Raw genomic sequence first — 24,080 nt, forward strand, 5'->3', positions numbered from 1 at the left:
GTCCAATCAAACTTTATGGTGCCAATGATATCATGCCATCTTTGTGGCCGGATTCACAGCTATCCGCGTCAGCTCCCCGGCTGAACTGTTTATGTAAACTCTCCTATCCTAGCAAAATAGGAAATGCATTAGGAACTATCGCAGATTCACGCATCGCATTGATATTATATTACAATTTTTTGTAATATAATTGACAATGCCGGTCATGCCTCTCGAAAAACCCGACCTGCATAAATATCAGCGCTGATTTGATTCGTGCCAAGCGTCAATTTCTCACTCGATAAGGGAATAAAATCTGCCGCAAAATAACGCAGAATACCCATGGACACTCTTATAAAAGCGGCTCAGAATTTCTTCTGAGTCCGGCCATAGCTCAATTTGCGAGTGCCCGGTTTTCCCTCGGTCGCCCGGCCTTTTGGCTTGGCCAGTTGCAGGTCGGCAGGCAGGCCCAGTTCATCAGCCTCAAGTTTACGAATTTCATCGCGTAGCCGCCCGGCTTCTTCAAATTCCAGATCGGCAGCTGCGTCACGCATGCGCTTTTCAAGGCTTTCAATATGACTGCGTAGATTGTGACCGACAAGATGCTGGGTGTCATCATCAATCGGCACGGTAACCTGATCCTTGCTTGCAACATGACCGACAATGTCACCGATATTCTTCTTGATAGTTGTCGGTGTGATACCGTGCAGCTTGTTATATTCTTTCTGTTTTTCGCGCCGTCGTTCTGTTTCGTTCAAAGCGCGTTCCATCGAACCAGTAATCCGGTCTGCATAGAGTATCACTCGTCCGTCCACATTACGCGCAGCCCGGCCTATCGTTTGAATGAGCGAGGTTTCTGACCGCAAAAACCCTTCCTTGTCCGCATCCAATATCGCAACCAGTCCACACTCGGGAATATCCAGCCCCTCACGGAGCAGGTTGATCCCGACCAGAACATCATAAACGCCAAGGCGCAAATCGCGGATCAGTTCAATCCGTTCCAGCGTTTCGACATCGCTATGCATATAACGGACTTTCAGCCCTGCCTCATGCAGGAATTCTGTCAAATCTTCGGCCATACGTTTGGTCAGCGTCGTGACCAGCGTTCGATACCCCTGCTGCGCCACTTTTTTACATTCGTTAATCAAATCATCGACCTGATCCTCAATCGGCTTGATCTCGACCGGCGGATCAATCAGTCCGGTGGGGCGGATCACCTGTTCGGCGAACACGCCACTGGTCTGCTCCATCTCCCAAGTGCCTGGGGTGGCCGATACACTGATCGTCTGGGGGCGCATGGCGTCCCACTCATTGAAGCGTAGCGGGCGGTTATCGATACAGCTTGGCAAGCGGAAACCATATTCCGCCAAGGTTATCTTGCGTCGGTGATCGCCTTTTGACATCGCGCCGATTTGCGGCACTGTTTGATGGCTTTCATCGACAAATAACAGGGCGTTATCCGGTAGATATTCAAACAAGGTCGGCGGCGGCTCGCCCGGCATACGGCCAGTAAGAAAGCGGGAGTAATTTTCAATACCCGCACAGCTACCGGTCGCTGCAATCATCTCAAGATCAAAGTTGGTCCGCTGCTCGAGCCGCTGATGTTCCAGCAATTTTCCTTCCGCCTCCAACTCTTTAAGACGCACGGAAAGTTCCAGCTTAATGGCTTCCATCGCCTGTTTCATCGTCGGACCCGGCGTAACATGGTGCGAATTTGCGTATATCCGGATGCGGTCAAGACTCGCCGCTTTTTTACCCGTTAATGGATCAAATTCGACAATTTCTTCGATCTCGTCCCCGAAAAAGGATATCCGCCATGCTGTATCTTCATAATGCGACGGAAATATCTCAAGATTGTCACCGCGCACCCGAAAATTGCCGCGTGCGAAAGCATGATCATTGCGCTTATATTGCAAGGAGACGAGTTTTCTAATGATATCCCGCTGGTCCACCGTCTGTTCTTTTTTAAGATCAAAGGTCATCGCAGAATAGGTTTCGACCGACCCGATACCATATAGACAGGAAACAGACGCAACGATGATAACATCATCCCGTTCCAGCAGCGCACGGGTCGCGCTGTGACGCATCCGGTCAATCGCTTCGTTTACCGAGCTTTCCTTCTCAATATAGGTATCGGACCGGGCGACATAGGCTTCGGGCTGGTAATAATCATAATAGCTGACAAAATATTCGACAGCATTATTCGGGAAAAAGCTTTTGAATTCACCGTATAGCTGCGCTGCCAGAATCTTGTTCGGGGCTAATATCAGGGCCGGACGCTGTGTCGCCTCGATGATTTTGGCCATGGTAAAAGTCTTGCCCGATCCGGTAACACCCAAAAGCACCTGATCCAGCTCGTCGGCCTGCACGCCTTCGACCAGTTCCTTTATCGCCTCAGGCTGATCGCCGGACGGCTCAAACTCGCTGACCAGTTCAAAAGCCTTGCCGCCTTCTGATTTTTCGGGTCTGACCGGCTTGTGCGGGATAAAAGTTTCATCGGTTTGCGGCTCCGCCAAGCCTTCTCTGATAATCAGTTGCACCATGTAAAGAATATGGGACTTAACCGCTCCAGTGTCATCCCCATTTCTTTTGAATCTGACGCTGCGCGAACAAATTTCTTCTCCTTCACAATTTTACAAATTGGAATAATCGCCTTATGACCCTTTCCGGGTCAGTAATTACACAAGGAAAATCCCAGTGAACAAGATTGTTTTAGCCGTTGCCGCTTCGGCATTAATGGCAAGTTGCTCCAGTAATTCAGCAGATGCCGACAATGATGGAAATATCAGCGCAGATGAAGTTGCAAAGGTGATGAACGAAGTCACTCTTGAACCCGGTGAGTGGGAAAATACAGTTGAAATCACTGACGTAAATATCGAAGGCCTGCCCAAAGGTGCGCCTGCAAATATGATGGACCGCATGAAAACTACAACGGTCAGCAAATCCTGCATCACCGAAGAGCAGGCCAAAGACCCCGGTGCAGAGTTTTTTGCTGCTCAGAAAGAGACAAATTGCGAAGTCAAGAAATTTGACATGAGCGGCGGTGCGATCTCGTCGGAAATGTCTTGCACCGATGAAGGTGCACCGGGCAAAATGACGATGAAAATGGACGGTCAATATGGCCCCAGCAGCTATGACATGACTCTGAAAATGAATGGTGGCGCTGCCGGCATGAAAATGGACATCACTGCCAAAAGCAATGGCAAGCGGATCGGCGCATGCCCCGCAGGATAATGGCCTTAACCGGGATAGCATAAACTTTCCGGCAGAATTATCGAACGGAGCAAGGGCCAAATGCCTTTGCTCCGTTTTTTATGTGCAGATTATGACCGTTCCGGCATTGGTTAAGCCATTGCATCTCTTTTTATCGGTGATAGGTTTTACTCCGAAACCGAATCAATAACAGGAGAGAACACCGGATGATCGCTTACACAATGCTCGGTACCAACGATAAAGATAAAGCCGTGGAGTTTTACGACAAGCTTTTTGAAGGGACGGATATTAAAAAGCTGTTCCAGACTCCGTTGGGCGGGCAATTTTACGGCAGAAAGCCTGGTCAGCCGATGATCTGTATCACCAATCCTTATGACGGCAATGAAGCCTGCTTCGGCAATGGCACAATGGTCGCTCTGGCCTTTGAAGACACAGACCAGATTGACGCGCTCCATGCCAAAGCACTGGAAATCGGCGCTACCGACGAAGGCGCACCGGGCTGGCGCGCACCCGATGTATTTTACGGCGCATATTTCCGCGATCTTGATGGCAATAAACTCTGCGCTTGCAAATTTAACCTTGGCGGATAGGCTTTGTTAAAACGCGGGGTCGTATCGCCAATGGTCATCTTCCTCGCATGAAGCACAGTAATTTGGGGGAAATCGTGAAACATTTTTTATTGGCTTTGGCCACTGGCAGCATGTTGGCATCCATACAACCTGCATTGGCCCAAACGGGATCGAACACCGATCTCGGCAAGTCTGTTGCGGCAGATTATGATAACAAGCTCGAAGCATTGTTTCTCGATTTCCACCGCAACCCGGAACTGTCTTACAAGGAAACACGGACCGCTGCTATCATGGCCAGGGAATGGCGCGCGGTTGGTTGGGATGTTACCGAAAAAGTCGGCGGCACCGGTGTAGTCGCAGTCATGGAAAATGGCGATGGCCCGACATTGATGCTGCGCGCGGATATGGACGGGCTGCCCTTGGTCGAGGATAGCGGACTGGACTATATGTCCACTGCCAGACAGGTTAGCATTGATGGTCAGGAGAAGCCGGTCATGCACGCGTGTGGCCATGATGTGCATATCACCTCGTTGATCGGAACGGCGCGCCGCCTGTCGGCTATGAAGGACCAGTGGCGCGGGACGGTTGTTCTCATCGCCCAACCCGCCGAAGAACGTATTGGCGGAGCAAAGCTGATGATGGATGACGGGCTTTATACCCGCTTTCCCAAACCGGATTATGCCATGGCTTTCCATGTCTCGGCTGACACGCCGACCGGCAAACTGGCGTTGAGAGAGGGGATCAGTTCTTCCTCCTCCGACAGCGTGGACATCACTGTGCACGGCGTTGGCGCACATGGTGCATCACCGCATCGGGGTAAAGATCCCGTTGTTATGGGCGCACAGATCATCATGAATTTGCAAACCCTGGTCAGCCGCGAGATTGCACCGCTGAACCCTGCTGTGGTTACGGTCGGGTCATTCCACAGCGGCTTCAAACATAATATTATTTCCGACAAGGCAGAGATGCAGCTTACCGTTCGTTCCGATGATCAGGAAACCCGAGAAAAACTGCTCGAAGGCATTAAACGCATTTCGGAAAATGTCGGCAGAATGAACGGCTTGCCCGAAGACAAGCTGCCCACGGTCACAATATCGCAGGAACGGACACCAGCGACTTATAACGACTCCGCCCTGACAGGCCGGATCAAAACCCTGTTTTCAGAGCGTTTTGGGTCCGATGTTTTTCACGAGCAGCCGCGCGAGGGCATGGGCGCAGAGGATTTTGCCTATTTTGTCGCCCCCAATACCGATGTGCCGGGCGTCTATTTCGCGGTCGGTGGCACTCCGCAATCGGCTTTTGATGCAGCAGAAGCGGGTGGGCCGCCGGTGCCGTCCCATCATTCGCCGTTTTTCAAGGTTTCGCCCAGAGAATCCGTGACACTGGGCACAGAGGCAATGACCGCAGCGGCTTTGGACCTGCTTGCTCCCAAAACAGAATGAGCCGCGATAGCTGACGGTCTTTCCAAAGCTCAGGTCGCGACCCTATGCACGCGATAGCGATACTCCTGTAACGCGCCATTTGTTGCGCTCTATGCCCTATGGAATACACTGTTTGCACGCCCATCTTTTGACCTGTTTCAAAGGTGTAATCTCTGGCCAAAGTTCACACAATTCACACATGGTTTTTCCCGAAGTTCAGGGAGAAATGCAGCTAAGCACGGGAATATTCAAAGCTGAGAAAGAACCGCGGCAAATATAACCGCTGCGCCCCATGTAGGAAAGCGCATTGCCGTCAAATCCTGTCTGCTCCGCCCCTCCATCGCGCCCAACGGGTCAGACAAAGCTGCACAAATCTTGACATGCTCCTATATGGACACAGATGTGCGTGATGGCTGGCCAGCGGTTCTCAGCAACCTTAAAAGCCTGCTGGAAACGGGCAGAACCCTGTCCGATGGACTTTGGGAATAATCCTTCCTAACGGCTAAAAAGACTCAAAAATGCGCCAGATTGAAAGTTTCCCGCTTTCGCTTTGAAAACAAAAGACTAATATCCTGATGATGGATAGCACGCACAATATTCCGTCTGATATAACGCCGCATGACGGCGCCTTTCACGACCATAATCATTATTTTGCCTGTCGCATCTATTATGAAGACACGGATTTTTCCGGCATTGTCTATCACGCGGCCTATCTGAAATTCATGGAACGGGCGCGGTCCGATATGCTGCACCAGCTTGGCATAGATCAACGCGCTGCATTCGAAGCAGGTGACGGTGCTTATGCCGTGGTCGATTTGCATATAAAATATATTGCACCGGCCAGATTTCAGGATAATCTGGTCGTCATCAGCACCGTGAAAAAGCTGCGTAAAGCCAGTGTCGAAATAGAACAGACGATCATGCGCGGGGATGACAGGATAACGTCAGCCCGTGTTCAGGCGGCCTTCCTTACCCCTGCCGGGCGACCAAGGCGGCAGCCGGATGTGTGGACGAAAGCATTTGCTGCGGTCATGGTGGATGCAATTGATACGGAACCCGACTAAAAGGATTATACTTTGTTAGACAGTCTCTCTATCCACGCAGCATCCGGCGAGTTTTCACCATTTGCCCTGTTCTTGCAGGCAGATATCATCGTCAAGGCGGTGATGATCGGCCTGTTATTCGCCAGTATCTGGACATGGACCATCATTGTCAGCTTTGCGATGAAAATTGGACGTATCGGCAAGAAAACCGACCGTTTTGAGGAATTATTTTCCAAATCCGACAATATCGATAAATTTTATGACGATCATGCAAAATCCAGCCTCCCGATGGCGAAAGTCCTGTTTGAAGGCATGCGCGAATGGCGGCGTTCTACGGCTCGCGGCCCGATTGACCGCGATGGCACGCGCCAACGTCTGGCTACCGCAATGCATGCCACGATCACCCATGAAGTGGATATGCTGGCTGATCGTCTGAATTTCCTCGCCACAGTCGGCAGCGTTGCTCCATTTGTCGGCCTGTTCGGTACGGTCTGGGGCATTATGCGCAGCTTTTCTGCTATTGCCGCGGAACAGAACAGCTCGCTGGCCGTGGTTGCTCCGGGCATTGCCGAGGCGCTCTTTGCCACTGCAATCGGTCTTTTTGCCGCAATTCCGGCGGTTATCGCCTATAACCGTTTTTCCCACCGTCTGAACAAGATGGAAGCGCGTATGGGCCGCTTTGCCGACGGATTTCACGCAACATTAAGCCGCAAGCTGGAATTGGGGAATTAACCCATGGCGATGAACCTTTCTCCCGGCCATCGCCGGCGCAATCATGGCCGCGCGCCGATGTCGGAAATTAACGTCACGCCTTTTGTTGATGTCATGCTGGTGCTTTTAATTATCTTCATGGTGACGGCGCCACTATTGGTAACAGGTGTGCCCGTGGACCTGCCCGAAAGCCGCGCCAATGCTCTGGAACAGGATCAGGAGCCGGTGCAGATTTCGATCAACCAGCAAGGGCAGATCTATCTTGATGATGAAGAAATGGACCGCGATGTCCTTGCCATGCGATTGAATGAAATTGCCGCCAATCAGGATGCCGGTGATCCGCGCCAGATTATGCTGCGCGGTGACAAAACCCTTGATTACGGGCTGATTATGGCGGTTATGGGCGAACTGAACCGGGCCGGACTAAACCGGGTGTCATTAGTCACTACAGGTTCATCTGAGTCAAACTAGGAAGTATTGGCTGTATGGAGAAGGCTGAAAAAATTGGCTTGGGAGTGGCTGCTGCTGGGCATATGGCCCTGTTTGCCATGCTATCGCTCAGCTTGTTGTCGCAGCCGGATGATGCTTTCAAACCCAAAACCATCGACGTGACGATCGCTGACGAGATTGGCTTGGAAAGCGCGTCCCCCAATCCGGCGATAATGCCCCCTGCGACCAGCATAGCACCGGAAATGGGTGATCCCGATCCCCAAGACATGAACGAGCCGGAGCCGGAAAAACTGACCCCCGCACCACAGGTCGAACCGACCCGCGCAAAACCCGCGCCCGACCCCAAGCCAAAGGCTGCACCCGAAGAAAAGCCCAAACCAAAAGGATCACGTCTGGGCAAGGATTTCCTTAAAGGAATTACCGATAAAGCATCGGTTAGCCGCACCCAGGAAGCGACTGGCGAAAAGGCGTCAGCGAGTGTTGTGGCCTCTTTGCAGCAGGAACTATACCGTCAAATCAAGCGGCACTGGCAACCCCCGACCGGCGCGGATGCCGAGCTGTTACGGACCAAAGTTACGGCCCGGCTCGATCGCAACGGCAATATTATCGGCACACCGACAGCCACCACCACCGGGGTCAACGCAAGCAACCGTTCACAGGCCGGTGTCCACAAGGAACGCGCGATTGCTGCAGTCAAACTCGCTGCCCCATATACGACCTTTCCCGAGAAATATTACAGCCAGTGGGAGGTCATAGAACCTGTCCTCTATCTTGGTATATAAGAGCACATAGGAGAATAACATGGCTATAGCGCATCCCCGACGCATTAGATTGCGGTTTCATGCTTTTACGTTTCTGGCTGGATTGTTTGGTCTGGCCGGATTGAGCGGTGCGGCACAAGCCCAGTTAACTGTCGATGTTGACAATGTTGGCGCCGACCAGTTGACCATCGCCGTGCCTGCTCTGCCGACACCGCAAAGCACAGAAACAGCGGCTGGCACAACCGCTGAACTGGGCAATAAAATCAGTGACGTTATTGCCGGTGACTTGCGTTCAAGCGGCTTGTTCAAACCGCTGGGACGTAATCAGGTCCGCTCGATCAGCTTTAACGAAGTGACCACGCCGCAATTTCCATATTGGAGCGGAACCGGCGCCTCAGCTCTGGTTCAGGGATTTGTCCGTAGCAATGGTGACGGCAATCTGACCGTCGGCTGTTATCTTTATGATGTCGCTCTCCAGACCGAACTGACCCGTCAGGGCTTTATCGTGGAACCGCGTGACTGGCGGCGGGCAGCGCATAAATGCGCCGATAGCATATATGGCCGCCTGACCGGGGAGTCGCCGTTCTTTGATAGCCGGATCGCCTATATTGCCGAAACCGGACCAAAGGGAAACCGGCGCAAAAGGCTGGCAATCATGGATAGTGACGGAGCCAATCACCGCTTCATTACCAATGGGCAGGCTACTGCCTTAACGCCGCGCTTCTCGCCCGATTATAACAAGATCGTCTATCTCAGTTATCTCGACGGCAATCCGCGTATCTATATTTATGAAATCGGCACAGGCAAACAGCGGCTGATTACCCAAAGCGCCAACGCGACATTTGCTCCGCGCTGGTCGCCTGATGGCAAGTGGATTCTTTATTCCATGGCCGTTGCAGGAAATACCGATATTTACAAAGTATCGGCACAGGGCGGTCAACCGATACGCCTGACCACTGCTCCGGGAATTGATATTGGCGGCAGTTTTTCACCCGACGGCAGCCGGATTGTATTTGAAAGCGACCGTTCCGGTAGCCAACAGCTTTACACCATGAACGCCAATGGCGGGGACGTCCGGCGGATCAGCTTTGGCGGTGGCCGCTATGCCACCCCGGAGTGGAGCCCGCGCGGCGACTTGATCGCTTTTACCAAAATGGCCGGTAATTTCCGCATTGGCGTTATGACACCGGGCGGTGGCGCAGAGCGGTTACTGACCAATAATTGGCAGGACGAAGCCCCGACATGGGCGCCCAATGGACGGGTCATCCAGTTTTTCCGGACAACGCGCGGAAGCGGCGATACGGCTATCTGGCAAGTTGACCTGACGGGGCAGAACGAACGCAAGCTGCCTACGCCGGTTGATGGGTCCGACCCCTCATGGGGACCGCTATTGCCGTAGTGGATATGTAAAGACTCAAGTAATATGAGACAAGTAACTGAAAACAGGTTATAAGTGCTTAGAAGGGCATATTAAAATAGGAGCAAAATAATGTTGAAATATGTGACCCCACTATTGATCACTTCCAGTCTGGTACTTGCCGGTTGCGCTAAAAAAGCGCCCGAAGAATTACCGCCTGCGCCTGCGGGCACAACAGAACCGACCGCTCCGCCGCCCTCTGGCCCCGGCTATGCACCCGGATCGCAAGGGGACTTTATTGCGAACACAATGGCGGACCGCATCCTGTTTGAACTGGATAGCTATACGGTCGATTCGGAAGATAAGACCATATTACAAAGCCAGGCCCAATGGCTTGCCCAACATCCTAATGCGCGGATTACGATTGAAGGCCATGCCGACGAACGCGGAACACGCGATTATAACCTGGCTCTTGGCGAACGCCGTGCCAATGCCGCGAAAAACTATCTCGCATCTCTGGGCGTTAGCCCGGGCCGTATGACCACCGTTAGCTATGGCAAAGAACGCCCCGAAGCACTGGGTTCCAACGAAGCAGCATGGGCACAGAACCGCCGGGCTGTAACTGTCGTTATCGATTAAGACTGCTGTTGAAAGGGGCCATTAAATGATATTGGGCCCTTTTTATCAAAAGTAGCACCATAAAAGGCCGCTAACCCGATTGGGCAGCGGCCTTTATCATAACTGCAATTTGCTTATTTCTTGGTGCCGGACATTGCCATTTCACCAAAAGCGCCGGCATTGACAGAACCGGTCAATGTGCCGTCAACTACTGTGGCTTTGCCTTCCAGTTTCATCGGCATGGGCACGGTCATGTTCATGACCCAGGTCAGCTCATTGCCGTTAATCTTGCCGTCTTCCAGCTCCATTGACCCCATCGCACCTTCATTTGTGCCGGTGAACGTGTCGCCGTCGGTGACAATAGTCACGACCGAAGCCTGGTCGCCCATTGGGGATTTGGTAATGCAATCATATGAACCATCTATTGACATTTAACTCTCCTTTTCAATCAAGGCTCTGATGTAACGCTCAGTCTTCCCCGACAGCCGAATCATCCGAACCGTCCGCCTTATTAACATCAGTGTCACCAGCTTCATAGCCGCGATATTCAACCGGCATATCCAGTGTCTCTATCTGGCTTTTAATCTTGTTAACATCACCGACAATGACCCAAGTAAAGGCATCCGGATCAATCGCATTAGCCATGGCACGGTCAAGATCATCCGTGGTCAGTGCCCGATAGCGGTCGGCTACGGTTTCGGCATAGTTTGACGGGCGCTTGAACATCACGTCGCCCTGCATCTGTCCAAGCACGCGGCTGGATTGTTCAAACTTGCCGGGCAATTGGCGGACATTGCCGTTGACTGTGCGTATAAGCTCTGCCTCGGTAACGCCCTTGTCGCCCAGAAAATCATTGATCTGTTTTTGAATCGCGGCAACCGCCGGACCCGTTTGATTGGTTTGAACAGGTGCGCGGATGATATAGGGCACATCATGTTCACCGCGTAAAACGGTGTTGCGGGTGCCATAGCTCCAGCCTTTTGTTTCACGCAGATCCATATTGATCCGCGACAGGAAATTGCCACCCAAAACCTCATTCGCGGCATTGAACGTCAACAGATCATCCGTTCCCTTGAAAGGCAGAACCTGCCCTGCAAGGATCATCGATTGCGGAGAATTAGCGCGGTGGATGACGACAATTTTACCCTGTGCTTCTGGAATGGCAGCATCGAAATTTTTCGTCGGTGCGGGCTTGCCCTTGGCTTTCCATTTACCAAAGCGCAACTCAAGCTTGTCGAGCAGAGCCTGACGATCAATTTTACCAACCGCAAAAATCGTCGCATTTTCCGGACGCATCCAGCCTTGATGGAAACTGACCAGATCAGCCCGGGTGATTGCAGCAACAGATTGCTTTGTACCATTGCCAGAAAGTCCGCGACCATAAGGATGCATTTCACCGAATAGAAGCGGTGGCAAGGCATTGGTTGCGATACTGCCCGGATCGCTCTCTTCGCGGTCAATGGCGGTTAACTGACGGACACGGATACGTTCAATATCATCTGTTTTGAACGCCGGGTTTTTCACAATATCTGCCATCAGATCCAAAGATGCATCCAGATTGGGGTTCACCGTGCTCATGGAAACACTGGTGCGGTCACGGCCACCGCCAACGCTAACATTGGCACCCAGCCGTTCCTGCTGCTTGGCAATTTCAATAGAGGTCAGGCTGGTTGTGCCTTCCTCCATCACCGAAGTAACAAAGTTATGCAGGCCGATTTTATCCGCTGGATCCGCTGTCGCACCGGCATTGAAGGAAAGAGTAACGCGCGTCATCGGCACGGCATCGCGGCGCGCAAAATATACTTTTATGCCGTTGGATAATATCGATGTCTCGACATCCGGAAAATCAACATTGGGAACCTCCCCGACTTCGGGAAGACGGGAGCGGTCCGGCGCGGCAACAGAAGTATTAACAGACCCGGTGTCGGATGCCGCTTGACCATCCTGCATGTAAAATGCGGGCGCGGTGAGTGTGCCGGTGCGAGCGCCTTTACCGGATTCCACTTCCTGATAGGCTTCCCGCTCACCCGGCACGACCCGAATACCGACCACTGGCCGCGTTAGCCATTTCTTCATGGCTGCCGTTACCGACTCCGGTGTCGCCGAGGCCAATCGAGCAAGTTCTTTTTTATAATGTTCCGGATCACCGGAATATAGCTCACCTTGCGCCAGCGCGGTTGCTTTGCCGCTAAATCCGCCGACTTGTTCCAGTCCGGCTATCCGCGCTGCGGCATCACGCGTGGCAACCCGCTGCACTTCATCCGCCGTCGGGCCGTTCTGAATAAAATCTTCGATAATTTCATCCAGCCGCTTGGCGACCATATCAGCGTCTTCACCGGGTTTCACATCTGCCTGAATCTGCACAAGGCTGCCATGGACAAAGGGCAAGACAAACGCGGAAACCGCGACGGCATTTTTTTCTTCGCGCACCATGATATTGTCCAGCCGCGAACTGGCAAGTCCGCCTAGCACCGTCATCCCGACATCCAGCGGCGTATAATCTGGATCATTCAAGCCCGGCACAACCCAGTTGCGGTATATCCGCGTGGTTGCAACCTTGTCCTTCATGACATCATAAACCGGCGCATCAAGCGTGGGGAGTGCTGGATCAAGTTCAGGGATTGGCTTGCCCCGCGCAATATCGCCAAACCATTTTTCAACCAGCGGCTTGGCCGCCGCAGCGTCAATATCACCGGCCAGCACAAGAATTGCATTATTAGGGCCATAATGATCGGTAAACCATTGCTTCATGTCATCCAGCGATGCCGCTTCCAGATCTTCGAGCGACCCGATGGTGTCATGGCCATAGGGATGGCTTTTGTCGGGAAACAGCAACTCCGTCTGACGATAGCCGACCAAGCCATAGGGGCGGTTATCGCCCTGGCGCTTTTCGTTCGAGACAACACCAATCTGGTTATCCAGTTTTTCCTGCGTTACCGCGCCAAGCAAATGGCCCATGCGGTCACTTTCAAGGAACAGTGCGACTTCCAGCGCGGATTTGGGAACCGTCTGAAAATAATTGGTGCGATCGAGCCATGTCGTGCCGTTCAGATCGGTCGCCCCGATCTGGCGCAGCGGCTCGAAATAATCACCCGGTGCGTTTTCGGAACCGTTGAACATGATATGTTCAAACAGATGGGCATAGCCGGTCTTGCCCACAGGTTCATTCGCGGACCCCACGCCATACCATATCGACACAGCCACGATTGGCGCTTTGCGGTCGGTATGCACCAATACTTTCAGGCCATTGTCGAGGGTGAAACGCTCGTAGGGAATATTGACCGCTTCGACCAGTTCGCTAACCGGCGCGGGTTCGGCAATGACAGGGGTGTCGGCAGGCTTCTCTGCATAAACCGGAGCTGCTAGGCTAAGCGCTCCTATATTCAGGGCCGTTGAGCCAAGCGCAATCGCGATCGTGCGGGAAAAGCGTAACATTCAATATTCCTCTTCACTATATAGTATATATTTGAACTACTATGCGCATGTCGGCTTGTCGCGCAAGTCCAGCCCGGTCTTCGACGAACTGCGGACCGTTATCGACAAACTACGATTGGCTAAACCGTCCATGGTTAAAATATAATATGGTCCAGAATGAACCGGGCGGCTATTTTTGTTTCCAGCCCCAGAACAGATGGCATGGCAAGATGTTCCACACGCAAAAGCCATTGTCGATACGGTCAAAATGCGGCGTCATGAAATCGCGTGCGCGTTTGACAAACTGATAGACCAGAAAAGCACCACCGGGACGCAAAGCATCATGTGTCTCTTTGGCAATTTTGGGACCGAGCTGGTCAGGTAGAGTCGAAAATGGCAGGCCGGACAAAATATAATCCGCATTCTCATGGCCCAGATCTTCAAGAATTTGCCGGACATCGGCCGCAGACCCATGAATGGGATAAAAGCGGCTGTCACGGATAGATTTGCTAAGATAGTCAATAAAATCCGGGTTAAGATCTATGACAATCAATGTCGCATCCGGCTTCATGCGTTCCAGCACGGGACGACAGAATGTGCCCACGCCCGGACCATATTCCACAAATACTTTACATTCGTCCCACTTCACTGGCTCCAGCATCTTTTTCACTGTTACAGCCGAGGAAGGGATGATCGATCCGACCATCACGGGATGTTTAAGAAAACCCTTGAAAAATACGCCCCATGCACCGAACAAGCGGGCTGCGCGTAGCTTGATTTTGCCCCATATCGGGGCTTTGGCAACGCTGTTGGTCAACAATGATCTCCTTTTTTCCGCTTGTTGAGTAGAATATAACGACCCCATATTCAAACATCTTCGTTCTCGTTCGCTGCGGAAAGAGGATTAAAAGCGTTTATCGGACTTATATCATCCCGGTACGACTGCTGTAATTTTTGTGCCCAGCGCACTCAAAGCGGTGACGAAGACTATATGGCAGCGGCAGATATGATGAGCGATCTCGCCGCTCAGCAAAGCGGCTATCTGGACCATGACAGAAGCCGGTCCCCAGACGAGCCGGGTAAATGCTTTGAAAGTTACACAATGCACGTCGTACGGATATAACGTAGCTATGCTTGGGAAAAATAGCGTGCCATACAGAGCTAATGGCTGATTCTAATAAACCATCAAATACCGTTAAAAAACATAAGCCTATCGACAATGGCCGAATGGCTGTGTTGTTCGCGGTCATGCTCGTCACGGCCTCGGGAAATACGGCGATGCAGTCGATTTTACCGACCATCGGCACACAGCTTAAGATCCCCGACTTCTGGGTGAGCGCAGCGTTTAGCTGGTCTGCTTTGCTATGGGTTTATACTGCTCCCAAATGGGCGCGGCTGTCCGATCATCGCGGCCGAAAAGCGTTGATGCGTCTGGGTATGGTTGGGTTTACCTCTTCCATGGCATTGGCAGGTGTAGCACTTTTTGCTGGCCTTATGGGCTGGTATAGCGCGTTGTGGACCTTCATATTATTCGCGATTTTCAGGAGCCTTTATGGCGGGCTTGGCTCTGCCGCACCGCCAGCGGTACAGGCCTATGTCGCCGCCCGCACACCGCGTGCCGATCGCACCAAGGCATTATCGCTGATTGCCTCCTCCTTCGGTCTGGGTACGATTGTCGGCCCTGCTATAGCCCCCTTGTTGATCTTGCCGGTCCTTGGATTGTCTAGCCCGATGTTTGCCTTTGGGCTTATCGGCATAGTCGTCATCATCGCTCTGGCGCTAAAGCTGCCTAATGACGATCCGGGATTTGAAGCACGCGGCGTTGTAACATCAGAGCCCTATAGTGCGGCTCCTTCTGCTGGCAGCCTGAAAGATGACGGCCACGAAGACCGCCCGCTTGGACAAAAATATAAAGACACCATCCCGCCACAACTTCGATGGGGTGACAATCGCATAAAGCACTGGCTGTTGATCGGAGTTATGGGCGGCAATGCCCATGCTGTCATACTGGGTGTGATCGGCTTTCTCATCCTCGACCGATTGGGTCTGCGCGGTGATCCGGGGACCGGCATCGAAATGACGGGTATTGTTCTGATGTCGGGCGCGGCTGCAACCTTATTAGCGCAATGGGGCCTGATCCCGCTCTTACAAATGGGGCCGCGATCATCCGTCTTATGGGGCATGTTGCTCGCCGCATTGGGCTGTATCATCATCGGTATATCAGGTGATCTTTACGGCATCATCCTCGGCTTTGCTGTCGGTTCGCTGGGATTTGGCCTGTTTCGCCCCGGCTTTACGGCAGGTGCATCGCTGGCCGTAGGACGCGATGAGCAAAACGGCGTCGCGGGCATTGTGGCATCCGTCAACGGTATCGCGTTTATTGCCTCCCCTGCGCTGGGCGTGCTTCTTTATACCTATGTTAGCACACTTCCGTTCTGGTTGGCCGTGACCATGTGTCTGTTCGTTTTCGTCTGGGGCTTTAAGACATTAAATCTGGATGATGAGGCTGCTCAACGTTGACCGCGCCAATCATTTGGGCATGACGGCGCATAATATACCGCCATGCCCATAGCATTATGACTTATGTTTCATGTCATGCACCGGCGTTAACATTCCGGGGGCGACAAAGCCTATGGGCTCTGCCCGCATGGCATTTTGTTTGAGCTCACCCTCTATTTTGGAATATTCTTCCTCCATTTCGGGCGTGACCGATGCGCGGCTGTCTTTCAACGCTTGTTCAAAATGCTTCATCGACACGGTTTCGACCAGCCCGCCATGTTCGCGCAACGCATTTAGACCTGCGCGTCTTACCAGATCTTCAAGATCAGCGCCGGTATAGCGTTCCGCCCGGTCGGCTATGTCATCAAGATCGACATCTTTTCCGATCGGCATTTTTTCGGTGTGAATCGCCAATATGCGACGGCGGCCATCTTTCCCGGGAACCGATACATAGACCAGCTCGTCAAAACGACCGGGACGCAGCAACGCGGGATCAACCAGGGCGGGCCGGTTGGTTGCACCAATGACGATCACGGATTGCATTTCTTCCAACCCGTCCATTTCGGCAAGAATCGTGTTGACCACACGTTCCGTCACCTGCGGTTCGCCCATCCCGCGTCCGCGCGCAGGGACCAGACTGTCAATCTCGTCGATGAACAATATTGTCGGAGCAACTTGCCGTGCACGGGCAAAAAGCCGGGCAATCTGCTGCTCGCTTTCACCATACCATTTCGACAGAAGGTCGCTGGACTTGGTCGCGATGAAATTCGCCTCTGCTTCCCGCGCTACTGCCTTGGCTAGCAATGTCTTGCCCGTACCCGGCGGCCCGTAAAGCAAAAAGCCCTTGGCCGGACGAATACCCAATTTGGTAAAGGCTTCCGGGTTTTTCATTGGCAGTTCAATGCCTTCTTTCAAACGCACCTGTGCTTCATCCAGACCGCCAATATCTTCCCAGCGCACATCGGGCGCCTGCACCATGACCTCGCGCATCGCGGATGGCTGCACCCGCTTTAACGCTTCGACAAAATCCTCTCGTCTCACGACAAGCTCGTCCAGCACCTCTGGCGACACGGTTTCGGATTCCAGATCAATTTTTGGCATGATCCGGCGGACCGCTTCAATTGCTGCTTCACGCGTCAATGCTGCCAGATCAGCACCGACAAACCCGTAAGTTGTCCGCGCAAGCTCGCTCAGGTTTACCGCCGGTTCCAAAGGCATTCCGCGGGTATGAATACCAAGAATTTCTTTGCGGCCCGACATGTCCGGCACACCAACAATGATTTCACGGTCAAACCGGCCAGGACGACGCAATGCCTCATCAAGCGCCTCAGGACGGTTGGTAGCGGCAATAACGACCAGATTAACACGCGATTCAAGGCCATCCATCAGCGTCAATAGCTGCGCCACTAGACGTTTTTCGGTTTCTCCCTGAACCTCGCCACGTTTGGGCGCAATCGAATCGATTTCGTCAATGAACAATATGGACGGAGCCGACTTGGCTGCCTCTTCGAAAACCTCGCGCAACTTCTTCTCTGATTCGCCATAGGCCGAGCCCATGATTTCCGGCCCGTTAATCAGGAAAAACTCGGCATCACTCTCATTGGCTACAGCTCTGGCAAGCCGGGTCTTGCCCGTACCCGGAGGACCATGGAGCAATACACCGCGTGGCGGATCAACGCCCAGCCGGGTAAAGAGTTGCGGATAACGCAACGGCAGCTCAACCATTTCACGCAATTGATCTATGGTTTCATGCAAACCGCCAATATCGTCATAGGTGACATCGGCCCGGCGGTGTTCCGTCGATTCTTCATATTCCGGACGCAATTCCACTTCGGTATTCTCGTCAATATGGACCAACCCCTTTGGCATGGTCGACACAACTGACAGCCGGATCTGGGCCAACGAGAAAGCCGGGGCGGCCAACATCTGGCGCAATTGTGGCGGCATATCACTACGGTCGACCTGCTGTTGCCCATGGGTGGCGACAAAATCACCGGCAGTCAGCGGTCGTCCCATGAAACTGCGTTTCAATCCGGCGCCACTGCCATGCAGACGCAAATCTTTTTGCGCCGGGGCGAATATGACTTTCTTGGCAGGCTTTGATTCGACTTTGCGGATTTCCACAAAATCACCGGAGCCAACGCCGGCATTGGCACGTTGCAGGCCGTCAAGACGAACGAAATTCAATCCTTCATCTTCCGGATATGGCAGAACCGCACGGGCCGGTGTTATTTGCTTGCCGCTAATCTCGACCACATCACCTTCTATCAGCCCCAATTGAGCGAGGTTATCCCGGGACAGCCGGGCAAGACCGCGTCCGCTATCTTCTGGCCGCGCATTAGCGACTTGCAGTTTTATCATGGGAGGATCAGACTCAGTGCCTGGTTTCGGATCAGATGTAGGATCGGTCATGTGAACGAATATACTCCTGCAATATTATTGTTTCCAATAAGATAGGAATAGATCTGCTATTTTACGACCCCGAAGTTACCGTAGAGAATCTTCTCAGGTAAGAAATCCATCGTTTTCAGGCAAAAAAAAGGCCAACCCCGAAGGATTGGCCTGTAAAAGTTTTTAGGAGAGGATGCCTGAAAGGCGAGTTCTATTTGGCTGAGAATCGGCTATACCGCAAGTGCGAAAAGAACATTGGCGGTTGCATCTTATGCAACCTAATGATATTGTTAGGAGCGTAATTTGGCCAATCCGGTCAAGTTCGGCAATATTTTGCATTGCACAAACATATTATAACCCCAATATTGGAAATACCATGCGCCGCCTCCCCCCCCTTCGTTCATTAGAAGCCTTTGTTCGAGTTGCTCGTCTTGGCACTTCCAAAGCCGCAGCGGCTGAATTGGCACTGTCTGCTCCCGCGCTCAGCCGCCGAATCAAGGCTCTTGAAGACCATATCGGCAAGCAATTATTTGAGCGGCGCAACCAAGCCATGGTTCTGAATGAAGATGGTCAGTCATTGCTTGATGCCGTGGCGCCCGCCATGGAAACAATTGGTGAAGCAGTTGACCAGATGACTGTCAGCGGGGGATCTTTGCGCTTGCGGCTTGGCGTTCTCCCCCTGTTCGGTGCCACGCGACTGGTACCAAGGTTGCCGGAATTCAGAAGGCTTTATCCAAAGCTACACATCGATGTTGATACTTCTACCCATGCCCAGAATATGTTGGGAGATGTCATTGATGCAGCGATCATTATTGCTGACCAGGTAGACCCCAATCTCTATGCAGTAAAACTGGATACCAACAAGATATATGCAATTGCCGCGACTGATCTTGTTCACGGTCCCAATGCCATCAAAACACCAGAAGATTTGATGAACCACAATATTCTGATCCATAGCGATATGGTCAAGGCTTTTGACCGTTGGAAAGAGGCCGTGGGCAAACCGGATCTTAACCCGGTCAGTATTGATCAGATGAACAGCGGTCCGTTGATACTGGAAGCCGTGGCGCAGGGGCTAGGCGTGGCGATCATGCATGGCGGTCATTTTTCTGACGCGAACGATCCGCGATTAGCCCGTTTGTTCGACTATGATATCGACAGCCCTTATTCCTATTGGTTTGTATGCCGGAAACGGGACAAGAAAAATCGTGCGGTACGAATATTCCATGACTGGGTCTTGAAAGCAGGGCTTTGATCGGCGCTATCCATAGCGAATAACCGCTCGTTTTAATTTCATCGCTACCCGGTCAGTTTGCCGAGGATATCGGAAGCAAATATGCTCAGCGTATCGTCGCGCGCGCCCATGATTACAATACGGTCATCCGGCTTGGCCATTTTGGCAATATAGTCGCCGCAGTCGGAGCGGCTGGCAATATGCAGGGCATTTCCGCCTGCTGCGTTTACCGCATTCACGATCGACTCACTTCCAATCGTGCGATCAACCGTGCCGCCGAAATAAACCGGATCACAAAGAATCACATGATCATCATCATCCAGTATGTCGGCAAACACCTGCGCCAGTTCTGCGCCCATTTTATGTATGGGACCAAAACCGTGAGGCTGGAAAAAAGCAATGATACGCCCCGGAAAAGCCTTCATGGTTTTCAGTGTAGCCGCGATCTTGTCGGGATTATGCCCGAAATCATCAATCACGCTAATATCATTCGCCGTTCCGACAACATCAAACCGACGGGCAAGACCAGTGAAACCAGCAATAGCCGCAACAGATTCTGCCACTGGCACTCCGGCAGCTGAGGCTCCTGCAATAGCCGCAAGCGCATTGGCAATATTGTGACGCCCCGGCACTTTCAAGGTTACCGTAAAATCATCATCACCAGTCACTAAGGTGAACCGGCTGCTTATCGGCGCTTCCTCAATAGCGACAGCACGAAAATCGGCACCGTCAGAGAAGCCGAAACTAATCCCCTTGCCAGGGTCAAGCCGGGTAACCAACGCCGTAGTTTCAGGATCATCCCGGTTCCAGATAAACTGGTCCGCTTTTCCGGCAAAATCACCGAAAAGCTGGCGCAATTCCTCAAGGCTTTTATGATCCAGACTGACATTGTTCAGCACAGCGATATCGGGATCAAACAACGCGATAGAGCCATCGCTTTCATCGACTTCGCTAACCATGATGCCGCCCTCACCGACTCGGGAGCTGGCAAAAGGCGCATCATCGGCAACAAAGTTTTTCATCACCGCGCCGTTCATGATTGTCGGGTCCAGTCCGGTTTCGGTCAATATCCAGCCAAGCATGCCGGTAACGGTTGATTTGCCGCTGGTTCCGCCAATCGCTATGCTGCGCGGTGAGGCATTAAACTGCTCGGCCAGTAGTTCAGCGCGAGTCATCCGCGTGCAACCAAGGCTGTTTGCCTTGGCAATATCCGGCACGCTGTCTTCAATTGCAGCAGAGGCGATCAATATCTGGGCCCCGCTGGTAAGGCCGCTGCCATCTTGCGGGAACAGGCCAATGCCTTTGGCCTGCAACCATTTAAATTTTGCTGCCAGTCGCCCTTGATCCAGCGCGCGATCAGAACCGGCCACAGTCGCACCGCTTTCCCGGACGATCATCGCCAAAGGCTGCATGCCGGAACCGCCGATGCCGCAAAAATAATAGGATTTGTCTTTACTCATCATCCCCCGCTATGCCCTCGATAGCTTTTTGGCAATTGCATTGGTGTAAAACAAGGTCGGAGGAGAGGAAATATCGTGGAACAGGTCCGGATTGCTATTTGCGCGCCTTCAACGCCCCTTAATCGGAAAGAAGCCGATCAGTTAATTGCCCTCGCCAGCACAAGTCATCCCGAAGCACAGTTGATCTTTCCTGACCAATGTTTTGCCATAGAGGGGCATTTTGCGGGGAACGATGAATTACGCGCTTCGGCTTTTGTCTCGCTTGCCAATGATCCGTCGATTGATGCGATCTGGTTTGCACGCGGCGGATATGGCGCGGCGCGAATTGCCGATGCGATAATGGAGCAAATGGAGTCACCGGCGCATAATAAGGACTATATGGGCTATAGCGACGGCGGGAACCTGCTTGGCGCGCTTTACAAGGCCGGTATCGGCACGCAGGCCCATGGCCCGATGCCGGTCGATCTGCGGCGCGATGGAGGCGATGCAGCGGTGCGCCGCGCGCTCGACTGGCTGGTGCGGCGGGAGCGCTCCGCGCTGGAGCCGCATGTCGAAAAAGGGCAGAAATATGCCGCTTTCAACCTGATGACGATGGCAATGATGGTCGGCACGCCGCTGCTGCCTGATCTCAAAAACCATGTGTTGATGATTGAGGAAGTTTCCGAATATCTTTACGCCTTCGACCGCGCCCTGTTCAATGTCACCAGCCATCTTGCCGGTCAGCAGCTAGCCGGAATACGGCTGGGCCGGGTTAGCGAAATCCCCGAAAACGACCGCCCGTTCGGGGAAGATGCCGAGCAGATTACCGAACGCTGGTGCAAGCGGTATGACATCCCCTATCTGGGCCGGGCCGATATTGGCCATGACACAGAAAATAAGGTCGTGCCCTTCGGGTATATTCCGGATTAGGATTAAGCCGCAAAAAACTTTGTTGCTTTATTCCTGTCCTATTCCGGCGCCTCAACCTCTCCGCGGGCGATTCTTTTATCCTGCGTGTTATTTTCAAAATCGCTGGCATCATGGCGCTCGTGAAGCTGTGTTTCCGGCTCACCATAGGGACGGTTGACCATCATGCCGCGCTTTACCGCCGGACGGTCATTGACCTGCCGTGTCCAGCGTTGCAGATTTTTATAATCCTGCACCTGAAGAAACTCACCGGCGTCGTAAAGAACACCGCGCGCCATGCCGCCATACCACGGAAAAATAGCCATATCCGCGATACTATATTCGTCATCGGCGAAATATTCATTATCCGCCAGATGACGGTCAAGCACATCCATCTGCCGCTTCACTTCCATCGCATAGCGGTTGATCGGATATTCATATTTTTCCGGCGCATAAGCGTAGAAATGCCCGAAACCGCCGCCAAGGAAAGGCGCGCTGCCCATTTGCCAGAACAACCAGTTCATCGTCTCGGCGCGTTTGGCCGGATCGGCAGGAAGGAATTTATCAAATTTCTCGGCAAGATAGACCAGCATCGAACCCGATTCAAAAAGCCGGGTCGGCGGCGTCGTGCTATGATCCAGCAATGCCGGTATTTTGCTGTTGGGATTTATATCTACAAAGCCGCTGCCAAATTGCTCGCCTTCGCCAATGTTGATCATCCATGCGTCATATTCCGCCGCATCAATGCCCGCATGCAAAAGCTCTTCGAACATGATGGTGACTTTTACGCCATTGGGCGTGCCCAGTGAATAAAGCTGGAACGGATGCTTGCCGACCGGCAGTTCCTTGTCATGGGTTGGCCCGGCAATCGGGCGGTTGATATTGGCAAAACGGCCACCGCTTTCTCTATCCCATTTCCAGATTTTGGGCGGGGTATAATCGGGTAAATCAGTCATGCTGCTTCTCTCCAAATATCAGGCTAGTTTTTTCGCGTGAACCGCGATGTTCTCCCTCGGGCGCTTTCAATATAGCTTAGCTTATCTTGTGACACCGCATAGAACAGATAGCAGGTCTGTTTTTCTTTACCGCTCAAAATGAATGCTTTGCCCTCAAAGTCGGGAACGCGTGTTTTGCAACTGTCGACAAAAATGATCGGCACTTCATATTGCAACGCGTCGTCGGTAAAATATCGAAAGCTGCTGCCCGTAACAATAATGCTGTTGCTGTCATCCTCATCAGATATCCAGCTTCCCTGCATGTCCGCCAGATGGCCGGTTTTGGCGGCGGCCGGATCAATATTTACAGGGATAGGTCCGGCATTTTCTTTGTCATTAGCTTCCTTCTCTCCGGCCGAGCAGGACATCAGCAAGCCGATGGATGCCAGACCGGAGAGGAAGGCGGTTTTCACTGAAACAATTTCCTGCTTATCCCTTGATGGCCATGTGTCCCGTTTCCGTTAGTGCTGAGCCTGCCGAAGCATGCCTTCAGGCTCGATCCCGCAAATGATATAGAAACGTGGTTCGACAAGCTCACCACTAACGGTCTTTTGCTTGTCAAAAGAGTATGTTCACCAAAAAATTTCACAGAAACACGCGTCCGGTTTTTAACCCAGTGTTACGCTTTTGATCGAACCCGGCTCTGCTGGCGGCTCGCCCTTGGGCAGCGCATCTACCGCATCCATACCGCTCGTCACTTCGCCCCAGACCGTATATTGACCGTCAAGGAAGCCGGCATCATCAAGGCAGATGAAAAACTGGCTGTTCGCGCTGTTCGGGTCCATCGTGCGGGCCATGGAGCATACGCCACGCGCATGATGTTCCTGGCTGAACTCTGCCGGAAGATCGGGCTTGTCGGAACCCGACATGCCGGTGCCGGTCGGATCACCGCCCTGCGCCATAAATCCGTCTATCACGCGGTGGAATATCACGCCGTCATAAAAGCCTTCCGCTGCCAGTTCGGTAATCCGTTCAACATGCCCCGGCGCCAGATCTGGACGCAATTTTATTTCTACATCACCGGTATCGAGGTGGAGTGTCATTTTTTCATGCGCCATGGGTAATTCCTTATATTTGTGA

22 protein-coding genes are annotated in these 24,080 nt (G+C 52.6%); 13 read left to right on the plus strand and 9 right to left on the minus strand.

Annotated elements, in window-relative coordinates:
• Positions 1–344 precede the first annotated feature (344 nt).
• Complete coding sequence (uvrB, locus tag AB1K62_RS07255; RefSeq protein WP_367002799.1) at positions 345–2,519, minus strand: excinuclease ABC subunit UvrB; 2,175 nt, start codon at positions 2,517–2,519, stop codon at positions 345–347.
• A gap of 157 nt (positions 2,520–2,676) precedes the next feature.
• Between uvrB and AB1K62_RS07260 the strand changes: the two genes are divergently transcribed.
• The 9 genes from AB1K62_RS07260 to pal all read left to right on the plus strand — a co-directional run bounded on the left by AB1K62_RS07260 (position 2,677) and on the right by pal (position 10,143).
• On the plus strand, positions 2,677–3,213 hold the full coding sequence (locus tag AB1K62_RS07260) for a DUF3617 domain-containing protein (protein WP_367002522.1): 537 nt from the start codon (positions 2,677–2,679) through the stop codon (positions 3,211–3,213).
• 185 nt (positions 3,214–3,398) lie between these two features.
• On the plus strand, positions 3,399–3,782 hold the full coding sequence (locus tag AB1K62_RS07265) for a VOC family protein (RefSeq protein ID WP_367002524.1): 384 nt from the start codon (positions 3,399–3,401) through the stop codon (positions 3,780–3,782).
• Between the two features lie 74 nt (positions 3,783–3,856).
• Positions 3,857–5,203, plus strand: coding sequence for an amidohydrolase (locus tag AB1K62_RS07270; protein ID WP_367002526.1), 1,347 nt, complete (start codon positions 3,857–3,859; stop codon positions 5,201–5,203).
• Between the two features lie 554 nt (positions 5,204–5,757).
• The gene (locus AB1K62_RS07275; protein ID WP_367002528.1) at positions 5,758–6,246 is read left to right on the plus strand and encodes a YbgC/FadM family acyl-CoA thioesterase; all 489 of its coding nucleotides are present in this window, start codon (positions 5,758–5,760) and stop codon (positions 6,244–6,246) included.
• A 12-nt stretch (positions 6,247–6,258) separates the two neighbouring features.
• Positions 6,259–6,957 (plus strand): protein TolQ, encoded by a 699-nt coding sequence (gene tolQ / locus AB1K62_RS07280; protein ID WP_367002529.1) that lies wholly within the window; start codon positions 6,259–6,261, stop codon positions 6,955–6,957.
• A 3-nt stretch (positions 6,958–6,960) separates the two neighbouring features.
• Positions 6,961–7,407, plus strand: coding sequence for a protein TolR (tolR, locus tag AB1K62_RS07285; protein ID WP_367002531.1), 447 nt, complete (start codon positions 6,961–6,963; stop codon positions 7,405–7,407).
• Positions 7,408–7,421: 14 nt separating this feature from the next.
• The gene (locus AB1K62_RS07290) at positions 7,422–8,168 is read left to right on the plus strand and encodes a hypothetical protein (RefSeq protein WP_367002533.1); all 747 of its coding nucleotides are present in this window, start codon (positions 7,422–7,424) and stop codon (positions 8,166–8,168) included.
• Positions 8,169–8,187: 19 nt separating this feature from the next.
• Positions 8,188–9,546 carry a Tol-Pal system beta propeller repeat protein TolB gene (gene tolB / locus AB1K62_RS07295; RefSeq protein ID WP_367002535.1) on the plus strand — a complete coding sequence of 453 codons (1,359 nt, stop codon included), beginning with the start codon at positions 8,188–8,190 and terminating at the stop codon, positions 9,544–9,546.
• Between the two features lie 93 nt (positions 9,547–9,639).
• Positions 9,640–10,143: a peptidoglycan-associated lipoprotein Pal gene (gene pal / locus AB1K62_RS07300; protein WP_367002800.1), complete on the plus strand. Its 504-nt coding sequence runs from the start codon at positions 9,640–9,642 to the stop codon at positions 10,141–10,143.
• Between the two features lie 113 nt (positions 10,144–10,256).
• On the opposite strand, the gene AB1K62_RS07305 is transcribed toward pal, so the two are convergent.
• The 3 genes from AB1K62_RS07305 to AB1K62_RS07315 form a co-directional block, all read right to left on the minus strand.
• Positions 10,257–10,553 carry a hypothetical protein gene (locus tag AB1K62_RS07305; protein ID WP_367002537.1) on the minus strand — a complete coding sequence of 99 codons (297 nt, stop codon included), beginning with the start codon at positions 10,551–10,553 and terminating at the stop codon, positions 10,257–10,259.
• Between the two features lie 37 nt (positions 10,554–10,590).
• Positions 10,591–13,557: a pitrilysin family protein gene (locus AB1K62_RS07310; protein ID WP_367002539.1), complete on the minus strand. Its 2,967-nt coding sequence runs from the start codon at positions 13,555–13,557 to the stop codon at positions 10,591–10,593.
• A gap of 169 nt (positions 13,558–13,726) precedes the next feature.
• Positions 13,727–14,356: a methyltransferase domain-containing protein gene (locus AB1K62_RS07315; RefSeq protein ID WP_367002541.1), complete on the minus strand. Its 630-nt coding sequence runs from the start codon at positions 14,354–14,356 to the stop codon at positions 13,727–13,729.
• 171 nt (positions 14,357–14,527) lie between these two features.
• On the opposite strand from AB1K62_RS07315, the gene AB1K62_RS07320 reads away from it, so the two are divergent.
• Together AB1K62_RS07320 and AB1K62_RS07325 are read left to right on the plus strand one after the other, a co-directional pair.
• The gene (locus tag AB1K62_RS07320) at positions 14,528–14,659 is read left to right on the plus strand and encodes a hypothetical protein (protein ID WP_367002543.1); all 132 of its coding nucleotides are present in this window, start codon (positions 14,528–14,530) and stop codon (positions 14,657–14,659) included.
• 41 nt (positions 14,660–14,700) lie between these two features.
• Entirely contained in the window at positions 14,701–16,056 is a 1,356-nt protein-coding gene (locus AB1K62_RS07325; protein ID WP_367002544.1) for an MFS transporter, read from the plus strand.
• A 54-nt stretch (positions 16,057–16,110) separates the two neighbouring features.
• Here AB1K62_RS07325 and AB1K62_RS07330 read toward each other — a convergent pair whose 3' ends face one another.
• Positions 16,111–18,396: a CDC48 family AAA ATPase gene (locus tag AB1K62_RS07330; RefSeq protein WP_367002801.1), complete on the minus strand. Its 2,286-nt coding sequence runs from the start codon at positions 18,394–18,396 to the stop codon at positions 16,111–16,113.
• Positions 18,397–18,802: 406 nt separating this feature from the next.
• Here AB1K62_RS07330 and AB1K62_RS07335 point away from each other — a divergent pair, with 406 nt between their 5' ends.
• Complete coding sequence (locus tag AB1K62_RS07335; RefSeq protein ID WP_367002546.1) at positions 18,803–19,681, plus strand: LysR substrate-binding domain-containing protein; 879 nt, start codon at positions 18,803–18,805, stop codon at positions 19,679–19,681.
• 44 nt (positions 19,682–19,725) lie between these two features.
• On the opposite strand, the gene AB1K62_RS07340 is transcribed toward AB1K62_RS07335, so the two are convergent.
• On the minus strand, positions 19,726–21,120 hold the full coding sequence (locus AB1K62_RS07340; protein WP_367002803.1) for a Mur ligase family protein: 1,395 nt from the start codon (positions 21,118–21,120) through the stop codon (positions 19,726–19,728).
• A 75-nt stretch (positions 21,121–21,195) separates the two neighbouring features.
• Between AB1K62_RS07340 and AB1K62_RS07345 the strand changes: the two genes are divergently transcribed.
• The gene (locus AB1K62_RS07345) at positions 21,196–22,029 is read left to right on the plus strand and encodes an LD-carboxypeptidase (protein WP_367002547.1); all 834 of its coding nucleotides are present in this window, start codon (positions 21,196–21,198) and stop codon (positions 22,027–22,029) included.
• 38 nt (positions 22,030–22,067) lie between these two features.
• Here the strand turns inward: AB1K62_RS07345 and yghU are convergent, their stop codons facing one another.
• The 3 genes from yghU to AB1K62_RS07360 all read right to left on the minus strand — a co-directional run bounded on the left by yghU (position 22,068) and on the right by AB1K62_RS07360 (position 24,058).
• Positions 22,068–22,961: a glutathione-dependent disulfide-bond oxidoreductase gene (gene yghU / locus AB1K62_RS07350; protein WP_367002548.1), complete on the minus strand. Its 894-nt coding sequence runs from the start codon at positions 22,959–22,961 to the stop codon at positions 22,068–22,070.
• A gap of 23 nt (positions 22,962–22,984) precedes the next feature.
• A complete protein-coding gene (locus AB1K62_RS07355; RefSeq protein WP_367002550.1) occupies positions 22,985–23,413 on the minus strand; it encodes a hypothetical protein in 429 nt (142 codons plus the stop codon).
• Positions 23,414–23,608: 195 nt separating this feature from the next.
• The gene (locus AB1K62_RS07360; RefSeq protein WP_367002551.1) at positions 23,609–24,058 is read right to left on the minus strand and encodes a peptidylprolyl isomerase; all 450 of its coding nucleotides are present in this window, start codon (positions 24,056–24,058) and stop codon (positions 23,609–23,611) included.
• Positions 24,059–24,080: the final 22 nt, after the last annotated feature.

Source organism: Parasphingorhabdus sp. JC815 (genome assembly GCF_040717415.1).
Lineage (GTDB): Bacteria > Pseudomonadota > Alphaproteobacteria > Sphingomonadales > Sphingomonadaceae > Parasphingorhabdus.